The 17,775-nt window shown below is 72.3% G+C and carries 12 protein-coding genes and 2 pseudogenes; 7 read left to right on the top strand and 7 right to left on the bottom strand.

Annotated features, from left to right (window positions below; translation table 11 throughout):
- Nucleotides 1–33 precede the first annotated feature (33 nt).
- The 3 genes and pseudogenes from ACFW2Y_RS21160 to ACFW2Y_RS21150 all read right to left on the bottom strand — a co-directional run.
- Nucleotides 34–711, bottom strand: coding sequence for a nucleotidyl transferase AbiEii/AbiGii toxin family protein (locus ACFW2Y_RS21160; protein WP_384881293.1), 678 nt, complete (start codon nucleotides 709–711; stop codon nucleotides 34–36).
- A 5-nt stretch (nucleotides 712–716) separates the two neighbouring features.
- The gene (locus ACFW2Y_RS21155) at nucleotides 717–1,109 is read right to left on the bottom strand and encodes a hypothetical protein (protein ID WP_384881290.1); all 393 of its coding nucleotides are present in this window, start codon (nucleotides 1,107–1,109) and stop codon (nucleotides 717–719) included.
- A 731-nt stretch (nucleotides 1,110–1,840) separates the two neighbouring features.
- Nucleotides 1,841–1,963 (bottom strand): annotated as a pseudogene (locus ACFW2Y_RS21150) (undecaprenyl-diphosphatase); the annotation flags it as partial.
- Between ACFW2Y_RS21150 and ACFW2Y_RS21145 the strand changes: the two are divergent.
- Nucleotides 1,956–2,371, top strand: a pseudogene (locus tag ACFW2Y_RS21145) (short-chain dehydrogenase); the annotation flags it as partial. The pseudogenes ACFW2Y_RS21150 and ACFW2Y_RS21145 overlap by 8 nt on opposite strands.
- A gap of 524 nt (nucleotides 2,372–2,895) precedes the next feature.
- Here ACFW2Y_RS21145 and ACFW2Y_RS21140 read toward each other — a convergent pair.
- Together ACFW2Y_RS21140 and ACFW2Y_RS21135 are read right to left on the bottom strand one after the other, a co-directional pair.
- Complete coding sequence (locus ACFW2Y_RS21140) at nucleotides 2,896–3,507, bottom strand: TetR/AcrR family transcriptional regulator (protein ID WP_384881287.1); 612 nt, start codon at nucleotides 3,505–3,507, stop codon at nucleotides 2,896–2,898.
- 43 nt (nucleotides 3,508–3,550) lie between these two features.
- On the bottom strand, nucleotides 3,551–4,231 hold the full coding sequence (locus tag ACFW2Y_RS21135) for an SAM-dependent methyltransferase (protein ID WP_384881284.1): 681 nt from the start codon (nucleotides 4,229–4,231) through the stop codon (nucleotides 3,551–3,553).
- 96 nt (nucleotides 4,232–4,327) lie between these two features.
- Here ACFW2Y_RS21135 and ACFW2Y_RS21130 point away from each other — a divergent pair, with 96 nt between their 5' ends.
- The 4 genes from ACFW2Y_RS21130 (at nucleotide 4,328) to ACFW2Y_RS21115 (ending at nucleotide 11,873) form a co-directional block, all read left to right on the top strand.
- Nucleotides 4,328–5,251, top strand: coding sequence for an NAD(P)/FAD-dependent oxidoreductase (locus ACFW2Y_RS21130; protein ID WP_384881281.1), 924 nt, complete (start codon nucleotides 4,328–4,330; stop codon nucleotides 5,249–5,251).
- Between the two features lie 666 nt (nucleotides 5,252–5,917).
- On the top strand, nucleotides 5,918–7,729 hold the full coding sequence (locus ACFW2Y_RS21125) for a DUF11 domain-containing protein (protein WP_384881279.1): 1,812 nt from the start codon (nucleotides 5,918–5,920) through the stop codon (nucleotides 7,727–7,729).
- Between the two features lie 113 nt (nucleotides 7,730–7,842).
- The gene (locus tag ACFW2Y_RS21120) at nucleotides 7,843–9,990 is read left to right on the top strand and encodes a hypothetical protein (RefSeq protein ID WP_384881276.1); all 2,148 of its coding nucleotides are present in this window, start codon (nucleotides 7,843–7,845) and stop codon (nucleotides 9,988–9,990) included.
- Nucleotides 9,991–10,151: 161 nt separating this feature from the next.
- The gene (locus ACFW2Y_RS21115) at nucleotides 10,152–11,873 is read left to right on the top strand and encodes a hypothetical protein (protein WP_384881274.1); all 1,722 of its coding nucleotides are present in this window, start codon (nucleotides 10,152–10,154) and stop codon (nucleotides 11,871–11,873) included.
- Between the two features lie 257 nt (nucleotides 11,874–12,130).
- Here the strand turns inward: ACFW2Y_RS21115 and ACFW2Y_RS21110 are convergent, their stop codons facing one another.
- Nucleotides 12,131–13,654, bottom strand: coding sequence for a sensor histidine kinase (locus tag ACFW2Y_RS21110; protein ID WP_384881271.1), 1,524 nt, complete (start codon nucleotides 13,652–13,654; stop codon nucleotides 12,131–12,133).
- Nucleotides 13,655–13,658: 4 nt separating this feature from the next.
- Nucleotides 13,659–14,351, bottom strand: a complete 693-nt coding sequence (locus ACFW2Y_RS21105) for a response regulator transcription factor (protein ID WP_384881268.1) — start codon at nucleotides 14,349–14,351, stop codon at nucleotides 13,659–13,661.
- A gap of 285 nt (nucleotides 14,352–14,636) precedes the next feature.
- Between ACFW2Y_RS21105 and ACFW2Y_RS21100 the strand changes: the two genes are divergently transcribed.
- Nucleotides 14,637–16,940, top strand: coding sequence for an MMPL family transporter (locus ACFW2Y_RS21100; protein WP_384881265.1), 2,304 nt, complete (start codon nucleotides 14,637–14,639; stop codon nucleotides 16,938–16,940).
- Nucleotides 16,937–17,728 carry a DUF2993 domain-containing protein gene (locus ACFW2Y_RS21095; protein ID WP_384881262.1) on the top strand — a complete coding sequence of 264 codons (792 nt, stop codon included), beginning with the start codon at nucleotides 16,937–16,939 and terminating at the stop codon, nucleotides 17,726–17,728. Before ACFW2Y_RS21100 ends, ACFW2Y_RS21095 begins: the two co-directional genes overlap by 4 nt.
- The last annotated feature ends 47 nt before the right edge of the window (nucleotides 17,729–17,775 follow it).

The raw sequence follows: 17,775 nt of genomic DNA, 5'->3' as shown, positions 1-17,775 counted from the left end.
AGGCTCTCGCTTCCGGTGGTCGGTCAGTCGTGATCAGTCGATGTCCGGATCATCCGACTCTTCGAGGAGTCGGGCCGCGAGGTCGTCGGCCCACTCCACGGCCCAGGCACGAAGAGTGGTGACGGTGGCCTGGTCCAGGCCGTAGGCGGCGAAGGCTTCGTCGTCGGTCCACTCGGATCCGGCGAGGTTTGCCTGCAGGTCTTCGCGCTCGAAGCGGCCGCGAGCGTGGCGGCGGCCGAATTCCTCGAGATCGGCGGTGTTCCAACGGCGGGAGGCTGCGAACACGTCGATCAGGTCACGGGGCGCTCCGCGGTCGGCGAGGGCGCGGACCTTGGTCCCGATCACGTCCTCCTCCGCGAGGACGGGCCCGTACGGGCTCTGGGCGACCGGCCGCCAGAAGATCTCCTTGAGGATGTCGATCTCGCAGTCCTGCCCGGTGGCCGGGTCGGTCACGGTGAAGCGGGCGGACAGCGGGGCGGTCTCCAGCGCGTGCACTTTCCAGCCGCGGGCTTCCAGGCCGGCGCGCAGCGTAGCCGCGATGTCGGCCATGGGCGCCGGGTTCTCGGTGGCGACGTCGAGGTCCTGGCTGGGGCGGTTCACGAGACGGTGCGCCCGCACGGCGTACCCGCCGGTGAGGACCAGAGGACCAGGGGGTACGGGGGAGCCGAGGGTGATCACATCCGCCAGGAGCCGTGTGTGCGGCTCCGGCATGCCCGTCACGCGGCTGCCCGGGTGCGGGAGGTGAGCTGGGGGAAGGCGTCTTCCCGTACCGTGCGCACGGTACGCCCGACGAGGGTGCGCAGCACCGGCCACAGCTGGAGGAGCGGGTCCCGGTCGAGGGAGCGGGGCAGGTCCTCGCGCAGCCCCTCGTGCAGGACGGTGTGGTGCAGGCCCATACGCCGGCGCGGCTTGCCCGGGTCGTACGAGGTCATCCCGGACCAGGCCAGGTGCAGCGGCAGCTCGACGACCCCCTGGGTCGGGCCGTGAAACTCGTCCAGCGACTCCGGCGGACGGCACCGGAACTTCTCCCGGTACAGCGCGAGGTCCTCGGCGTCCGCGCCCGAGAGGTTCTTCGGCGCGGGTGCGGGGTGGTGCGGGCTGGAGGGCATGCCCTCCCACTTATGGCGGCGGCCTCCCGTTCGCCGAGCAGCTGGACGCGGCCGATCACCGGCCGACATCAACCGGCAGGAAAGTCGGAACGGTCCGCCGCCGCGGTAAACTCGTCGGCGCGGGCGCCTCTGGACATGCGGACGAGGGCAATGCGTGGGCTGAGTTGGGATGGCGTCCCGCCGAGTGGTGTAGCCGATCAAGCTGGCGGAATCCGCAGGTCGTGGCCCGATTCGCCCTCGCCGGCGGCCCTGTTGGGGCTCGCCGAGCCGGGACCAGCGGTGATCGCACGACGGACCGCAGCGGCACGTCCCGGACGGCTCCGAAGCGGAGGCAACGGACCGTGATCGGCTACACCACGACGGGGGACACGACCTGAGTTGGCTCCGCGATACCGCTGCGCGGGACGGCAACCAAGGCCCAGATCCGCGCCTTGGTTGCCGGGAAGAAGGCCGGTTGCACCGACGTCCCCACCGTCGCCGGGCTCCCTGTCCCGGCCACGGCATGGGACTCGCCGAGGCGATGGCCGCGCTCGGCAAGGGCCCGCACGGCTTCTCTTAGCCGTGCGGGCCCTTCCGCGTCACCCCCTACTTTGCGGACGCACACGCCCTCGTGGGGCGCATCCCCCCTCCCCAGTGGGAGACGACTGGGAGAATAGTGGGAGATGATCATGGCGTGATGCTGCAATCAGGTGCACGGAAGCGCTAGATCGCGACCCCGTGCGGCGGCCCTGTCAGCCGCCGGACTCGCCCGCGTGCGGGCTCAGCGCACCGGCTCCCACCAGCATAAACAGCACAATGCCCAGTACAATCCGGTACCACACGAACGGCATGAAGCTCCGGGTGGTGATGACCTTCTACAACCAGTCCAAGTTCGCCAACGCCGTCTTCGGGCAGGAACTGCACCGCCGCCTGAGCGGATCCGGCAGCCCGGTCCGAAGCGTCCTCGCCCACTCCGGTTACACGGCGACCCGGCTCCAGACCCGCGACGCCTCAGGCCTCGTCAAGCTGCTCCTCGGCCGCATCGGCAACCCGTTGCTCGCCCAGCGCCCCGAGCGGGGCGCGCGCTCCCGCAGCTGTACGCGGCGACCGAACCGGGCTTGGAAGGAGGCGAGTTCATCGGACCCGATGGCATGGGCGAGCTCCGCGGTGTGCCCACACGGGCATCCCTCTCCGCCGCGGCGGCCGACCCCGGGACGGGGCGCGAACCGTGGGGGATCTCGGAGGGCCTGACCGGAGTGGGCTTCCCCGCCACCGCCAGATAGGGGCCGCTCGTGCTGCCCGACCGCCGTGGCCGGGCGGGCGGCACGAGCCGTGGGCCGGCAGTCGACCGCGTCCGGGCGCGCGGGGCATGAGATCACGGCGGAAGGCCGTACGGCCCGGGGGCACGACCCCCGGGGTCCGGAGGAGTGAGACGTCCCGTCCCTCCACGGCCGGAGCCGTATCGGGACCGTCCCCGCTGGTGGGGGACGGCTTTCGTGACGGTGCGGGCGAAGTCCACCGCCCTCTGGCCCGGGTGTTGACCCTCTTCGAGGGGACGGGATCACGACCCGCCTCTTCCGGGGCGTCGAGCTGGCTCTGGAGTTTTTGCCGGGCGATGCCGCAGCGGCCGTGCCCCGCTCTCGTGGGCTTCGTCACGGCGTCGACCGCCGGGCCCGAGCCGTTCTGCGAGGGGGCGTGAGAACGGAGATCAGGGGCGAGCCGGAAATTTCCCGGTGGGACTCTCCGGTCCCCCGGGGGCTGCTCATTTCCGAGAGAACCGGAGCGCGACGGCCTTCGCCAGAGGTGATCAGGCGGCCGGGTCGCTCGGTGGGCGGGCGGCGACGACGCGGCGGAAGAGGACTTGGACGGCGGTGGTGATGTCGGTGTCGGTCGGGGTGTGGTGGCAGGGGCCGGTGTAGGCGTGGGTGAGGAAGTCGGCGGTGAGTTCGGGGTCGGGGACGTCGAACTCACCTGCGGCGTGGCCTTGCGTGAGGAGGGCGACGAGCAGGTCGCGGGCGGCGCCCATGGGTTCCTCGCCGGCTGCGCCGCCGGGTTCGTGGAAGAGCCGGTGGTAGAGCTCGTGGTGGTCCTGCTCGGCTGCGATCCAGGCGGCGACGAGTCCGTCGAGGCGTTCGGTCCAGGTCAGGCCGGGCTGCTCCAGGAGGGCGCCGGGCTGCTGGAGCATGCGGTCCCACATCTCGGCCTGGAGGGCGGCCAGGAGTTCCTGCTTGGAGTCGAAGTAGAGGTAGACCGTGCCCTTGGCGACCCCGGCGCGGGCGGCGACCTTGCTGACGGTCAGCGCTTCGTAGCCGTCGTCCAGGAGCAGCGCGGCGGTGGCGTCGAGGATCTGGCGGCGGCGAACGTCCGGGGGCTGGAAGCGGCCGGTGGGCTGGGCGGGGGCGGACTCGTCCGCGGGCACGGTCCCTCCTTCGTGGTCAGGCGGTTGTCTGACCGGTGGTCGGTCAATGGGCGGACTCCAGGGTGTCATGCGGTTTGCGGGCGATGACGATGACCGCGTGGTCCTCGCTGGGGTGCTGGATCCTCGGCACGACCTGCCGTTCGGCGCGGACGACGTCCAGGCCGAGGCCGGTGAGGGCTTCGGCGAGCTCGGTGAGGGTGGCCAGATCGCCGGGTTTGCCCCAGTCGCAACCTTCCTCGTCCCATTCGCCGAGTGCCAGGATCCCGCCCGGGGAGAGGGCTGCCGCGAGGGCGGCGAGGGTGGCGGTGCGGGCAGGGCCGCGGGGTGGCAGTGCGTAGGAGCTGAGGGCGAAGCCGTAGGCGGTCTCGGGTCGCCAGGTGGCGCTGTCGGCGACGGCGAGTTCGACCCGGTCGTCCAGGCCGCGGGCGCGGGCACTGGCTCGCGTGGAGGCGATGGCGCGGGGGGCGAGGTCCACGCCGGTGACGCGCCAGCCGCGTTCGGCGAGCGCGAGGGCGTTGCCGCCGGCGCCGCAGCCCAGGTCCAGGGCCCTGCCCGGGGGAAGGTCGTCGGCGGGGGCCAGGAGCATGGGGTCGGGGTCGGGGGTGTCGCTGCCGTCGCCGGTGTAGAGGTCGTCCCAGGCGAAGTCCGGGTGCGAGGCGGCCCCGGGGCCGTGGGTGTGGTTGTCGTCCTGCGGGCCGCAAGCGTGGCCGGTGGTGTGGGTCACATTTCCTCCAATGGGAATGGGTTCAAGCGAATGACCGTTGGTCATTAGTATGACCGCCGGTCATTCGATTTCGTCAAGTCCCTTCGGAGGTATCCCGTGGACCGCACCGCCCAGTACGACACCGTGATCATCGGCGGCGGGCCCGCCGGCCTGACCGCCGCGCTGACCCTGACCCGCTACCGCTGCCGCACCCTGGTCATCGAGTCGCCCGCCCCGCCCCGCAATGCCGCCTCCCGTGGCGTGCACGGCCTGATCGGCCTGGAGGGTGCCACCCCCGACGAACTGCGCACTCGCGCCTGGGCGGAACTGGACCGCTACGGACTGGCCCAGCGGCTCGACGCCACGGTCAGCGAGATCACCCCGCTGCCCGGCGACGGCTTCACCGTGCACGCGGACGACGGGACCACCGCCTGGGCCCGGAACGTCATCCTGGCCACCGGTGTCATCGACCGGCATCCCGACGGTGTGGAGGGCTTCGCCGCGTGCTGGGGCCGCACGGTGATCCACTGCCCCTTCTGCATCGGCGAGGAGAACGCCGACCGCACCTGGGCCCTGGTTGCCGACGAAGCCGGCTACCTCGGCATGGCTGCCACCGCCTTCCGCGCCTGGACCGGCGACACCCTCGCCATCGCGCCGACCTCGCTGCCCGGCGCCGACGAACTGCGTCAGAGCCTGCGCGAGCAGGGCAGTGACCTCATCCAGGGGGAGATCACCCGCCTGCACCACACCGACGGCGACCTGCACGCCGTGGAGTTCGCCGACGGCACCCTCCTGGAGCGCCAGACCCTGCTGTGGCCCCGGCCCCAGCGCCAGGTCCCACTCGTCGAACGCCTGGTCGCAGAGCACGGCCTCGCCCTGGGCGACGGCTACGTCGCCGTGGACGACGGCCGCCAGACCAACATCCCTGGCCTCTACGCCGCAGGTGACCTGACCGGCCGGACCTGGGAGCAGGGAGCCGTCCCCGCCGTCACCGCCGGAGCTGCAGCCGCCGACGCCATTCACTTCGCCCACCTGGTCTGACGACCCCGGCGCCCCTACCGGATCCTTTCCGCGCCCGAGCAGGGCTTCACCGACCGCACGGACCGCACCGACCGCACGGACCGCACCGACCGCGCCGACCGCACCGGCCGCACCGGCACGGTCGGCGACGCGTGGCCGAAGTGGCGCCGGACGGCGTGCAGCGGAGGCCTTCACCGGCACGGGCGGGGTGATGCCGTGTTGGATCCCTCGCCGTAAGGGCGAACGGATTCTGCTCGTACGGCCGCCATGGGCGGGTTGCCGTGTCCGTACCTGTCGGGGGGCGTTCGGCGGGGCGCGCCGCCCGGGGCGGTGGCTCGGATCGCGTGTCTCCGGTCGCTCGGTTGCGTGGGGACGGTCCGCTCCAGGGGGTGGTGGGCGTGGACGCCTTCGGGTGCCTCGAGGGATGGGGGCGGAGGGGCCGGAGGGCGGAGGTGGTCTTGGTCCGACCGTGTGTCGGTCGCGGGGGAGGTGGCGCCGGGCCGGGGTGGCGTGGACTTCTGCGGTCGGGGGTTCCGTCAGCCCGTGGGGCGGCCGCCCTGGTGGCGGTGCGACACCGATCGGAGCATGACGATATGTCACTTCTTAATATTTTATGGACAGAATGCCCGTAACGATCTGTCAGTGAATGTGGGCCGGGTGCCCCGTGCGGGAAAGTGAGGGCCCTTCATGGCGGGCGGTCGCAAGGTGGTGTGGGCCGGGGCGGGCGCAGCGGGCCTGCGGCGCAGGGCGGTGTACGTGATTCCCGGTGTTCTGGTGGGGGCGGTCCTCTCCGGAGCGTCCGCTCTTCCCGCGTCAGCGGCCCTCCTCCCGTCGCCGGAAGGGTCGGGGAACGGTTGCGCCCGCCAGGTGTCGCCGCTTACGGACCGTCAGACGGCGTCGGCCGACGGGCGAGGGCCGCTCGTGGACGGAGACGTGCAGGGAGCGGTGAGCCGTCCTCCTGCCGACCCGGAATGCACAGGTGAGGGAAGAAGCGCGGAGGCCGGAAGCGATGTGGTGGAGCCCTCCGGCTCCCCGGTGGGGGCTACCGGGCGCGTCGAACCGGGGGAGGAAGGGAACTCCGAGACGGACGAGGCTCGGCCGGAGGGCACCCCCGCGCGCGCCGGTCTGGTGGTCCTGGCTCCGGTGAGGCCCCGCGCCGTGGCTCCCGGTGAGACCTTCGACTACCGGATCACGGTGGTCAACCACGGGCCCGCGCAGGCCAAGAACGTCATCGCCGCCGACGAGCTCCCGCCCTCCCTGTCCTTCGTCGGTTCCAAGGACGGCTGCACGGCCGAGGGCCGGCGGGTGACCTGTGGTCCGGTGGTGAAACTCGACCCGGGCGAGACGGCCTCGTGGGTCATCACCGTCCGTCTGGACCCTGCGTACACCGGTGACGGATCGGACATCCTCAACCAGGCCACGGCGACGTCGGACACCCACGATCCTGACACCGCCAACAACACCGGCCCGCATCCGGGGGCCGGTCCGCCGGACGGGACGGTGGAGAGCCCGCGTGCGGATCTCGCCGTCTCCAAGCAGTTCGCAGGAACGGATCCGGTAGTTCCCGGGACCGTCTTCGCCTACACCCTCACCACGCGGAACCACGGGCCCTCGCAGGCCACCGACGTGTCGGTGGCTGACGACCTTCCCGGCAGTCTGGCTTTCGTGGACTCTCCGGACGGCTGCACGGGCGAGGCCGGTGCGTACGGCGGGACCGTCTTCTGCCCCGAGAGCGCGGTCCTCGCCCCGGACCGGCAGGTGGCGTTCACCATCCGGGTCAGGCTGGCTCCCGACTACGCCGGTGACGGATCCGACCTGGTCAACCGGGTCCGTGTCGGGGCCCGGACCGACGACCCGGACCGATCCAACAACACCGCCGAGCTCACCGGCCTTCCGGGCGAGGACGGAGGCCCTGCCCCGGCCTCGGCGGACCTCACCCTGGCCAAGCAGTACGAGCTCGCCGACGGCACCGACGCGGTCATGCCCGGCGGGACCTACGCCTACGTGATGACGGTCCGGAACGACGGTCCGTCCACGGCGAGGAACGTCTCGGTCACCGATCCGCTGCCCCGCGCCCTGTCCTTCGTGGCTTCCCCGGACGGCTGCACGGCCGAGGGGGCCACGGTCATCTGCGGCGGCTCGGACCACCTCGACCCGGGCGAGACGGCCGAGTACCGCTTCACGGTGGGGCTCGCCCGTGACTTCGACGGCGACTGCGCCTCGGTCGACAACACCGCCCGAGCCGCCTCCACCGTGCACGACCCCGACCCCGGGAACAACGTCGCGACCGTGGGGAAAGCACATCCCAGTGACATCGGTGGCTGCGGTGTGCCCATCCGTCCGCTTCCCGCCCCCTCACCGTCCCCCACGCCCGACCACGACCACACGCTCCCGGACACCGGGAGCGGGGTCCCCGGATGGCTTCCCTGGACGTCAGGGCTGGCGCTCGCCGCGGGCACCGGACTGGTGCTCCACGTCCGCCAGCGGCGTCGGGCCTGATCACCCGGACGTCCCGGACAGACCGTCGCACGACCGGTGCGGCTGCTTCACACCCCTTCCCCCTGCGTGCCCCGGCCTCTCCGCCGGGGCGGAGAGAACAGGAAGCGATGCCGATGGCAACAAGGAGACCCTGGAGGCCACTGCCCTGGCTGGCGGGTGTGATCGCGTGCGCGCTGCCGCTGTGGGGTGCCGCTCCGGCCGCGACGGCGGCGCCACAGCTCGAGATGACCTCGACGCGTGCGGCCGGGCCGGTGGCCGAGGGCCGGCTGGTCCCGCCCGGCGGCCTGATCACGTACACGCTCACGGTGACGAACAAGGGGCCGTCGGTCGCGAAGAACGTCACCGCGACCGACACGCTCCCCGCGAACATCACCTTCGAGTCCTCGAAGGACGGCTGCAAGGCCGTCGGCCAGAAGGTCACCTGCGGCCCGGAACCCGAGCTCGCGGTCGGCAAGACGAAGACCTGGACCTTCGTCGCCCGACTCAGTCCCTCCTACGAGGGCACCGGCGATGACCTCGGGAACATCGCCACGACCGACTCGGACGCCATCGACCCCGACAAGGAGAACAACACCAACGACCCCGTCGTCCCACCCGGCCCCTTCGACCCCGAGGCCGACCTGGTCGCCGCCAAGACCGTGGTGCAGAACGATGCCGTGACACCCGGAGAGGAGTTCGCGTACACGGTCACCGTCACCAACAAGGGGCTCTCCGACGCCCGCAACGTCAAGGCCACGGACACGCTCCCGAAGCTCCTGAACTACGTGTCCTCCGACGACGAGTGCACCGAGTCGCAGCAGAAGGTCACCTGCGGACCGGAGCCGGTGCTGGCCCCCGGGACGTCGGTGAGCTGGACATTCAAGGTCCAGCTCGACCAGTCGTACACCGGGGACGGCAAGGACCTGCCCAACACGGCCACGGCGGGCTCCGACACACCCGACCCGGACACCCGGAACAACACCTCCGACCAGGTCTACCCCCGGGTCGACACCCCCGAGGCGGATCTGAGGATCGACAAGACCACCGTCACCGACACCCCGGTGTCCCCCGGCGAGACCTTCCAGTACGCGGTGCGCGTCACCAACGACGGCCCCTCCCGCGCCGAGGGCGTCAGCGTCAGTGACCCCCTGCCGAAGTGGCTGTCCTTCGTCTCCTCCGCGGACGGATGCACGGCCCTCGGACAGCGGGTCAGCTGCGGCACCCTGCCCACCCTCGACTCGGGCGCCTCCAAGACCTGGATCTTCACCGTCAAACTGGACCCCGGCTACACCGGCGACGGCTCGGACATCCAGAACATCGCGACCGTCACCTCCGAGACGGACGACCCGGACGAGACCAACAACACCAGCAAGCCGGCCGGCCCGCCCGGTGACGAGGTCAACCCGCCCACGGCCGACCTCAGCGTCACCAAGGAGCCGGTGGGCGACACCCCGCCGGTGCCGGGTGAGGAGTTCCAGTACCTCATCACCGTTTCCAACGACGGACCGTCCGCGGACGCGCACAGCGTGACCCTCACCGACAAACTGCCCGAGGAACTGACCTACGTCTCTTCCACCCCGTCCGGCTGCACCTACGACGGCGACACCGTCCGCTGCGCCAGGAGCACCCCGCTGAAGGTGGGCGAGAAGGTCGAGTACCTCCTGACGGTCAAGCTCGACCCCTCCTACACCGGCGACGGCACCGGCATCGTCAACAGCGCCACGGTCACCGCCGCGAACATCGACCCCAACCGCGACAACGACACCAGCACCGCACCACTGCCCGGCGGCAAGTCCGGCGACCCCAGCGCCGACCTGAAGGCCGGCAAGAAGCTCGGCAGCGACACCCCGATCTCACCCGGCGAGACCTTCCCCTACGAGATCACGGTCACCAACCAGGGCCCGTCCGAGGCCAAGCAGGTCAAGGCAACCGACATCCTGACGGAGAACCTCTCCTTCGACCACTCCCCGAGCGGCTGCACCGCCGCAGGCAAGACCGTCACCTGTGGCCCCGAAGCCGCACTCGGACCGGACGAGTCCAAGACCTGGACCATCTGGGTGAGGCTCGCCCCCGACTACACCGGAAACGGTGACGACGTCGTCAACACCGCCACCGTCTCCTCCGCGACCGCGGACCCGGACGGCGGCAACAACTCCAGCACGGTCACCGGCGTACCCGGCAGCAAGGTCGACGAGGCCAAGGCCGACCTCGAAGTGGACAAGGAGGCCACCGAGAACAAGGACGGAACAACAAGGTCCGGCACGTCCCGCGCAGCCCGATAGGGACTGGCGGACAACTGCGGACCGGCTACCGCTCATGCGACGGCCCCGGCCGGGAAACCGGCCGGGGCTCCCGGCGAGGAAACGGTTTCAACGTGCAGAACACCTCATCAGGAACACGACCGCACGGACGCACCGCGCGGTGGCCCCGCACCCTGGCGGCGATGTGCACCGTGGCCCTCACCGCCGCGGCCCTCACCGCCGCCACCCCCGGACGGTCCTCCACCCAGGGACCGCCGGGCCCACCCGCCTCCACCGGAGGCACACCGGCCGTGCCCCGGATGGCAGACGCCACCTTTCCCGTGCACGAGCCGTTCGACAGCTCCAACGGCCTCGGCACCACCTCCGGCAACGCCACCTACGTCAAGGACGGCTGGCTCCGACTGACCAGCGCGTCCACCAGCCAGGCGGGCTCCTGGAGGATGAACGACTCCTTCTCCTCCGGCCTCGGCTTCCTGGCCGAGTTCAGCTACGCCTCCTGGGGCGGCCGAACATACGACGGCAAGCGCGGTGACGGGCTCGCCTTCTTCCTCGTGAACGGCACGGCGGCCAACGGCGTCGGCCAGTTCGGCGGCGCGCTGGGCTACTCCTGTTCACGGAGCACCTCCAGCTGGCTCAGCAATGCTTGCCGGGACAACGGACTACCCGGGGCCTACCTGGGCATCGGCTTCGACGAGTTCGGCAACTTCTCCGACAAACTGGTCGGCAACGGCGGACCGGGACCCGCGGCCAACCGGGTCGTGGTCCGCGGCGGCGGCAACGGCACCACCGGCTACCGGTACGCCACCTCCGCCGCCGGACCCGGCGGCACCGTCGAAACCGCGGGCCAGGGCGCCTACCGCACCGTCCGGGTGCTCCTCCTTCCCGTGGGCGGGAAGGTGCTGCTCTCCGTCTGGTCCGACACCGGTCCCGGCACCGCGATGCAGAAGCTGATCACCGACTACGACGTCACGTCGATCACCGACCAGCCCTCGCTGCCCTCCACCCTCAAGGTCGGTTTCTCGGCCTCCACCGGTGGAGCCACCAACAACCACGACATCGGTGACCTCAAGGTCAACATTCCCGTCAACCTGTCGATCAGCAAGACCGGTGCGCCGGCGTCGGTCCCGGCCGGATCCGGAAAGGTCACCTACACGGTCAAGGTGAGCAACGACAGCACCAACGGCGTCACCGCGGCCCGGGTCCGTGACGCCGTTCCCGGACTGACGGGTGTGACCTGGACGTGCACGACCGCCGCCGGCAGCACCTGCGGCGCGGCCACCGGCACGGGCTCGCTGGACACCACGGTGAACCTGGCCCGTGGAGGCTCTGCGACCTACACCGTCACGGGCACCGCGCCGTCCTCGCCGACCACCCTGACCAACACGGCGACCGTCACCGCCCCGACCGACCGCATCGACCTCGACCCCGCCGACAACTCCGCTTCCACCACGACCAGCGTGACCGAAGGGCCCGCCGACATCGCGGCGGAGAAGAAGGCGGTGGGGACGGGACCCGTGGCCCCCGGCGAGACCTTCCGCTACACGCTGACGGCCGTCAACAAGGGTCCCGCCGATGCCAGCGACGTTTCCGTCACGGACACCCTTCCCGCCGGGCTCGCCTTCCTGGCCTCGCCCGACGGCTGCACCCGCAGCGGACAGACCGTCACCTGTCCGAAGAGGAGCGCGCTCGCGGTCGGGCAGTCCGCCAGCTGGACCATCGAAGTCCGGCTCGACCCCGCGTACGCGGGCGACGGCACGGACGTCCGGAACACCGTCACCGCCACCGCGCGGCAGAGCGATCCCGTTCCCGACAACAACACCAGCACCGCCGTCGGCCCACCCGGCGGAGTCACCGGAGCCAAGGCGGACCTGACGCTCACCAAGAAGGTCGAGGCGAACGACTGAGGACCTCGGTGGCAGCGGCGCGCGCGGGGTGCGGCACGCGCAGTGGCGAAGCCCGGGTTCGAGGACTGCCCGTGGTGCTTCACGTCGCCCGGCCCGTAGGGCGATCTGGTGTTGATCGGGGCGGGAGGGGACGCTCGCGGGAACCGTGCCGCCGTCGTGAAAGCCGTGCGAAGGGCACCGCCATCAGGGCGAGATCGTCCCTCACCGCGTGTGGCCCTACCTCCGCTTCCCGCTGCCCTTCCGCGGTGGCCCCCACCTCAGGAGTGCGAGCCGGCGCGCTGGCCATCGGCGGGGAGGTCCAGGGTGAACGCGGCGCCGCCCTCCGGCCCGTGGCCGAGCACGCTGAGGGTGCCGCCCAGTCGGGTCGCGAGGCGGTGGGCTATCGCGAGGCCCAGGCCGCTGCCGACCGGGCGCTCGCCCCGGTAGCGGTCGTGCAGCGCGCCGCGTTCGAAGGCGACCTCGACGTCCTGAGCAGTGAGACCCGGACCACCGTCACGGACCTGGAGCCGTGCGCGGCACCCCGGCGGAACAGCCAGGGCCAGGACGATCGGACGGCCCTCCGGAGTGACCCGTAGCGCGTTCTCCAACAGGCAGTCGACGAGTTGACGGACCCGGAAACCGTCGGTGCGGACGACGGCCGGCAGGCCGGGCTCCGGTGTTTCCAGGCGGAATTCGACCCCGTGGCGGGCGCACCGCTCGCGCCAGGACGCGGCTGCCCGCGTGACGAGGGCCGACAGGTCGGTGTCGGCCGGGTCGATGCGGAAGTCCCCGACGTCCGCCTCGAGCCGCGCCAGGTCCAGCAGGTCGCGGAGGAAGCCGTCCAGGCGCTGTGCCTCGGCGCCCAGTACCCCGCCTATCTCGGGGACGCGTTCGGCGGGGATCACCCCGTCAGCCAGGGCTTCGGCGTAGCCGCGCAGGGTGGTCAGCGGGGTGCGGATCTCGTGTGAGACCGAGAGCAGGAAGTCCTGGCGACGGCGTTCGCCCCGGGTCAGCTCCCGGTCCAGGACGGCCAGGGCCCGGGTCACTTCGCCCACCTCCAAGGGGCCGGAGTCCGGGCCGGGGCCATGGTCGTGGCCGTGGTCGCGCTCCGCGTCCGCGCGGAGGGGCGGTCCGGTCCGGGCGGACGCCGTGGCGGGCGCGGCGGACGGGGCGGGCGTGGGGGAACCCGATCCGGCGGACCTGGTGATCCCCCGCTCTCCTGCGGCGAGGCGGCCCGCGAGGGCGGCTGCCCGGGTCAGCGGGCGGGCGATGCGGCGAGCGAGGAGCAGAGCGGCGAGGGCCGCCCCGAGCAGCCCGGCGCACAGCGGCAGGGCCAGGCTGCGGCGGATCCGCGCGGCGGCCTCGTCCACCTCGGCGGTGGACTTGGCGAGGACGACGCCCCCCGTACCGTAGGTCCGGCCCTCGATGATGACCTCCCGGCCGTGCAGGGTCCCGGTCGCGGACAGGGGTTTGCGGGCGAGCAGCTGGTCGCGCTGGGCGTTCGAGACGGCCGTGGCGGCCGGTCCGCGGAGCACGCCGGTGGGGTCGAGCACGGCCGGCTCGACCCCGTTGGCGCCGGCGATGAGCTGTTCCCCCTCGAAGAGCAGCGCGGAGAACCTAGGGATCCGGCTGAGCACGGTGGCCTGGCGGGCCAGTTCGTCGCGCTCCTGGGCCTCCGCGTTCCCGCGGGCCGTGTACCAGGCGGTGCCCCCGCTGAGCAGGACGGCGACCAGGGCGACGAAGGTGGCGAACAGGACGAGCTCGCCGGCGAGCGTGCGTCGGTGTCGGCTACGGCTGTCCACGACCTCATTCCCCGCTGTCGGTGGCGCTGTAGCCCACGCCGCGCACCGTGCGGATCGGACTGGCTCCGCCGAGCTTGCCGCGGATCTGGGAGACGAACACGTCCACCACCCTCGGGTCGCGGTGCGCCGAGTCACCCCACACCTGGTCCAACAGCTGCAGCCGGGTGAAGACTCGTCCGCGGTGTTCGAGCAGATGGCTGAGCAGGTCGAGTTCCAGCGCGGTGAACTCCACCGGCACACCGTCCACCTGGACCGTACGGCGGGCCGGGTCGACCCGCAGCAGGCCCCGACTGTGGACGACGGGAGCGCCCCGGGCGGGGCCCGCTGCGCGCCGCAGCACCGCGTTGACCCGGGCCACCAGCTCGCCCGGCGAGAACGGCTTCGTCAGGTAGTCGTCGGCGCCCAGCTCCAACCCCAGGATCCGGTCGGCCTCGTCGCCGCGGGCGGTCACCAGGAGCACCGGTGTCCAGTCGCCCCGTTCGCGCAGCCGTCGGCAGAACGTCACCCCGTCCATGCCCGGCAGCCCGATGTCCAGCACGACCGCCGCCGGGGCGCGCCTGCGCACCGCTTCGAAGCCGGCCGGGCCGTCCCCGGCCACCTCGGTGCGGTAGCCGTCCCGCTCCAGGTACAGCTGCTGGAGCGCGGCGATGTTCCGGTCGTCCTCCACGATCAGGACGAGTCCCTTGTGCGGGTTCATGACGGCTGCTTGGTGTGCGGTTGGTTCACGGTGGCGGGTCACGGCTCCGGGGACGTGCCCGCGGTACGGAGCCGCGGGGCGGGGGCTGGATACCGTCACATGCTAGTGAGTACGTGCGGGCGCCCCGCGGATCGCGGTGCGGTGCCGGCGGAGCCTTACCGAGCCCTAATGATCCGCTCACGATCTCCTCGCAAGGGGCACGGAGGATCAGTGGCGAGCGCCGGCCCGGCCATCGGCCCGCCGCGCACGGTGTCCCGTCTCCTCCTCCCCGAAAGGGCTCGCCCGATGACACCCACCGAGCAAGACGGACGGCAGGAGGCCGGTCCGGGCCTCGGAAACGAGCTGTCCGGCCCCCGGCCCGGCCCGGGTCTGCTGTTCCGCATGGGGCACGGCTGTGCGCGACGCCCGTGGCGGGTGATCGCCGTCTGGCTCCTCGTCCTGTTGGCCGCCGTCGGTGCTGACCGGGCCTGGGGCGGAACGTACAAGGACGACTTCGCCCTGCCCGGGACGGCTGCGCAGACCGGCGCCGACCTGCTCGACGCCCACGGGGGCCCTGCGGCCAGGGGCGTCCCCGCGCAGATCGTCCTCTCCACGGCCCGCGACGGAGCCGACGGGCAGAACGCGCAGGACGGTCTCGGCGCCCACCGGGAGGCGATCGACGCGGCACGGGCGAATCTGGCAACGCTCCCGGAGGTGGTCTCGGTCGCCGACCCGTCGGCCACGTCCGGAACCATGGCCCGGGACGGTCGCACCGGCTACTTCACGGTCCGTTTCGAGTCGAATCCCGCCCGGTTCGAGAAGTCGTACGTCGGCCTGGTCGACGAGGCCGTCGCCCCGCTGCGCGCGGACGGGATCGAGGTCGAGTACGGCGGACCGCTGGGGCAGCTGGCGCGGTCCGGCGGCGCCGACCGGGCTTCCGAGGCCATCGGTGTCGCCACCGCCGTGCTGGTCCTGCTGATCGGCTTCGGCAGTGTGGCCGCGGCAGCGTTTCCCCTGATCAGCGCGGTGATCGGGCTGCTGGCGGGTCTGGCAGCCCTCGGACTGGTCGCGGCGCAGGTCAGTCTCGCCGCCGTCTCCCCGACCCTGGCCGTGATGATGGGCCTGGGGGTGGGCCTGGACTACTCGCTGTTCCTGGTGACCCGGCACCGCCGGCTGCTGCGCGACGGCGCCGATCCGGCCGGTGCGGCCGGGCGGGCCGTGGCCACCAGCGGCCGGGCCGTCCTCGTCGCCGCGGTAACGGTGACGGTCGCACTGGCCGGGCTGTTCGCGTCCGGGATCGGCTTCATCGGCCTGCTGGGAGTGGCCGCCGCCACGACCGTGTTGACCGGGGCGCTGGCGGCGCTCACCCTGACGCCCGCGCTGCTGGGACTGGCGGGTCGGCGCATCGACCGCTTCCGCGTCCGTCGGCCCGTCGACGAACCCGACGGCCACGCCGACATGTGGCACCGCTGGGCGGCGGCGGTCGGGCGCCGGCCGTGGACCGCGCTGGTGGCCAGCGTGCTGCTGCTCGGCCTGCTCGCCGTACCGACCGCGTCCATGCACCTCGGCCATGTGGACGCGGGCGCCGCGCCCGCCGGCTCCACCGAGCGTCGCGCCTACGACCTGGTCTCCGACGGCTTCGGGCCGGGAGCGAACGGGCCGCTCACCGTCGTGGCCACCCTCGACAGGGACGGCACGACCGCGCAGGAGCGCACGGAGATCGCGCAGGACCTGCAGCGTGTGCTCGCGCGCACCCCCGGCGTGGCCTCGGCGACCCTGCCGGCTCCGACCGCCGACGGAGCGCTGCTGGTGTCCACCGTCGTGCCGGCCGGCGCCCCACAGGACCGGGCCACCGGAGACCTGGTCCACCGGCTGGCGGACCGTACGCTGCCCGACACCCTCGGTCCGTACGGCGCCACCGGATATCTGACCGGGCTGGTAGCGGCGCAGCAGGCGTTCCGGGACGTGCTCGCGGACCGGCTGCCGCTGGTGGTGGGGCTGGTGGTGACGGTGGCGTTCCTGCTGCTGCTGACCGTGTTCCGGAGTCCGCTCGTCGCGCTGAAGGCGGGTCTGCTCAACCTGGTGTCGATCGGCGCCTCGTTCGGTGTGGTGGTGGCGGTCTTCCAGTGGGGCTGGGGCGGTTCGCTGCTCGGGGTGGACGAGCCCGTTCCGGTGGAGTCGTACGTGCCGATGATGATGTTCGCGATCGTCTTCGGCCTCTCCATGGACTACGAGGTGTTCCTGCTCTCGCGGATCCGGGAGTACTGGCTGGCCGGGCACGGGGACCGGGAGAGCGTCGCGGCCGGATTGGCCTCGACCGCCCGGGTGATCACCTGCGCCGCCCTCATCATGACCAGCGTGTTCCTGGCGTTCCTGTTGGCGGAGGATCCGGTGGTGAAGATGCTGGCGTTGGGTCTCGGGGTGAGCGTGGTGCTGGACGCCACGGTGGTCCGGCTGCTGCTGGTGCCGGCGACGATGCACCTCATGGGCCGTGCCAACTGGTGGATCCCGGGCTGGCTGGACCGGTTGCTGCCGCGTCTGGACCCGGAGGGCGCCGAACGTGCCGACCCGGAACTCCCCCGCCGTGCGACGGAGGTGGCGGAGGCATGAAGCGCCGCGGGAGGATCGTCGTGGCTGCCGTCGGTACGGCCGTGGGGGCGGTCCTGCTCTGCGCCTGTGCCGAGTACGGCGCGGGTCTGGTGGTCGAGGGCGTGGGTCCGGCGGTGGGGGGGGTCCTGCTCCCCGCCTGTGCGGTGTCGGGGGGGGGTCTGGTGGTCGAGGGCCGCATCGCGGATGCGCTGCGGCCCCGGCTGGGGGCGACCGAGGTGGACCTGGCCGGGTCAGGGCTGGCCGCGGTGGCCCGGGGGAGGGTCGGGTCGGTTGAAGTCCGCGGTGACGAGGCGACGTTCGGCCGAATCAGCAGGGTGTCGGTGCGGCTGACGCTCTCCGGGATCGCCATGGGCGAGGACGGTCGGGGCACGGTCGGTGCGGTGGAGGGCCGCATCACGGTGCCGGCGGATGCCATCGTGGCCTCACTGGCGGCGGGCGACCGCGCGCTGTCGGTGAGCGCCGTGTCCACGGATCCGGGCTCCGGCACGCTCCGCCTCGCTGCCGGCCCTGGCGGCGCGGCGGCCGTCCACCTCCGGCCGGATCTGCGCGACGGACGCCTGCTGTTCACGGTCACCGACGCCACGCTGCTGGGCCGCCCGGCTCCCGAACGCATGGTTTCGGCGATCCGGGACGGGCTGGCCGACCGCGCCCGGTGGTCGGCGGCGGATGCCGACGCGGCCGGCTTCCCCGGCCTGACGCCGGAGTCCGTCGTCGTCACGGACCGGGGGGTGGAGATCACGGTCACCGGGAAGGACGTCCGCCTCGGCTCACAGGCAGCCCCCGACTGACCGACCGGCCCGCAGCACGGGGAGGACCCCGCCGGGGGAGGCGTGCC

The sequence above is a fragment of the Streptomyces sp. NPDC058877 genome (assembly GCF_042742855.1).
Taxonomy (GTDB): Bacteria; Actinomycetota; Actinomycetes; order Streptomycetales; family Streptomycetaceae; genus Streptomyces.
Note: the sequence above shows the minus strand (reverse complement) of the source record. Positions and strands in the feature narration are given on the sequence as shown.

Excerpts from the sequence above, each read along its gene's own strand:
- ACFW2Y_RS21160 (WP_384881293.1), bottom strand. The coding sequence starts at position 711 with ATGCCGGAGCCGCACACACGGCTCCTGGCGGATGTGATCACCCTCGGC.
- ACFW2Y_RS21155 (WP_384881290.1), bottom strand. The coding sequence starts at position 1,109 with ATGCCCTCCAGCCCGCACCACCCCGCACCCGCGCCGAAGAACCTCTCG.
- ACFW2Y_RS21125 (WP_384881279.1), top strand. The coding sequence starts at position 5,918 with ATGGCGGGCGGTCGCAAGGTGGTGTGGGCCGGGGCGGGCGCAGCGGGC.
- ACFW2Y_RS21120 (WP_384881276.1), top strand. The coding sequence starts at position 7,843 with ATGGCAACAAGGAGACCCTGGAGGCCACTGCCCTGGCTGGCGGGTGTG.
- ACFW2Y_RS21115 (WP_384881274.1), top strand. The coding sequence starts at position 10,152 with ATGTGCACCGTGGCCCTCACCGCCGCGGCCCTCACCGCCGCCACCCCC.
- ACFW2Y_RS21105 (WP_384881268.1), bottom strand. The coding sequence starts at position 14,351 with ATGAACCCGCACAAGGGACTCGTCCTGATCGTGGAGGACGACCGGAAC.
- ACFW2Y_RS21100 (WP_384881265.1), top strand. The coding sequence starts at position 14,637 with ATGACACCCACCGAGCAAGACGGACGGCAGGAGGCCGGTCCGGGCCTC.
- ACFW2Y_RS21095 (WP_384881262.1), top strand. The coding sequence starts at position 16,937 with ATGAAGCGCCGCGGGAGGATCGTCGTGGCTGCCGTCGGTACGGCCGTG.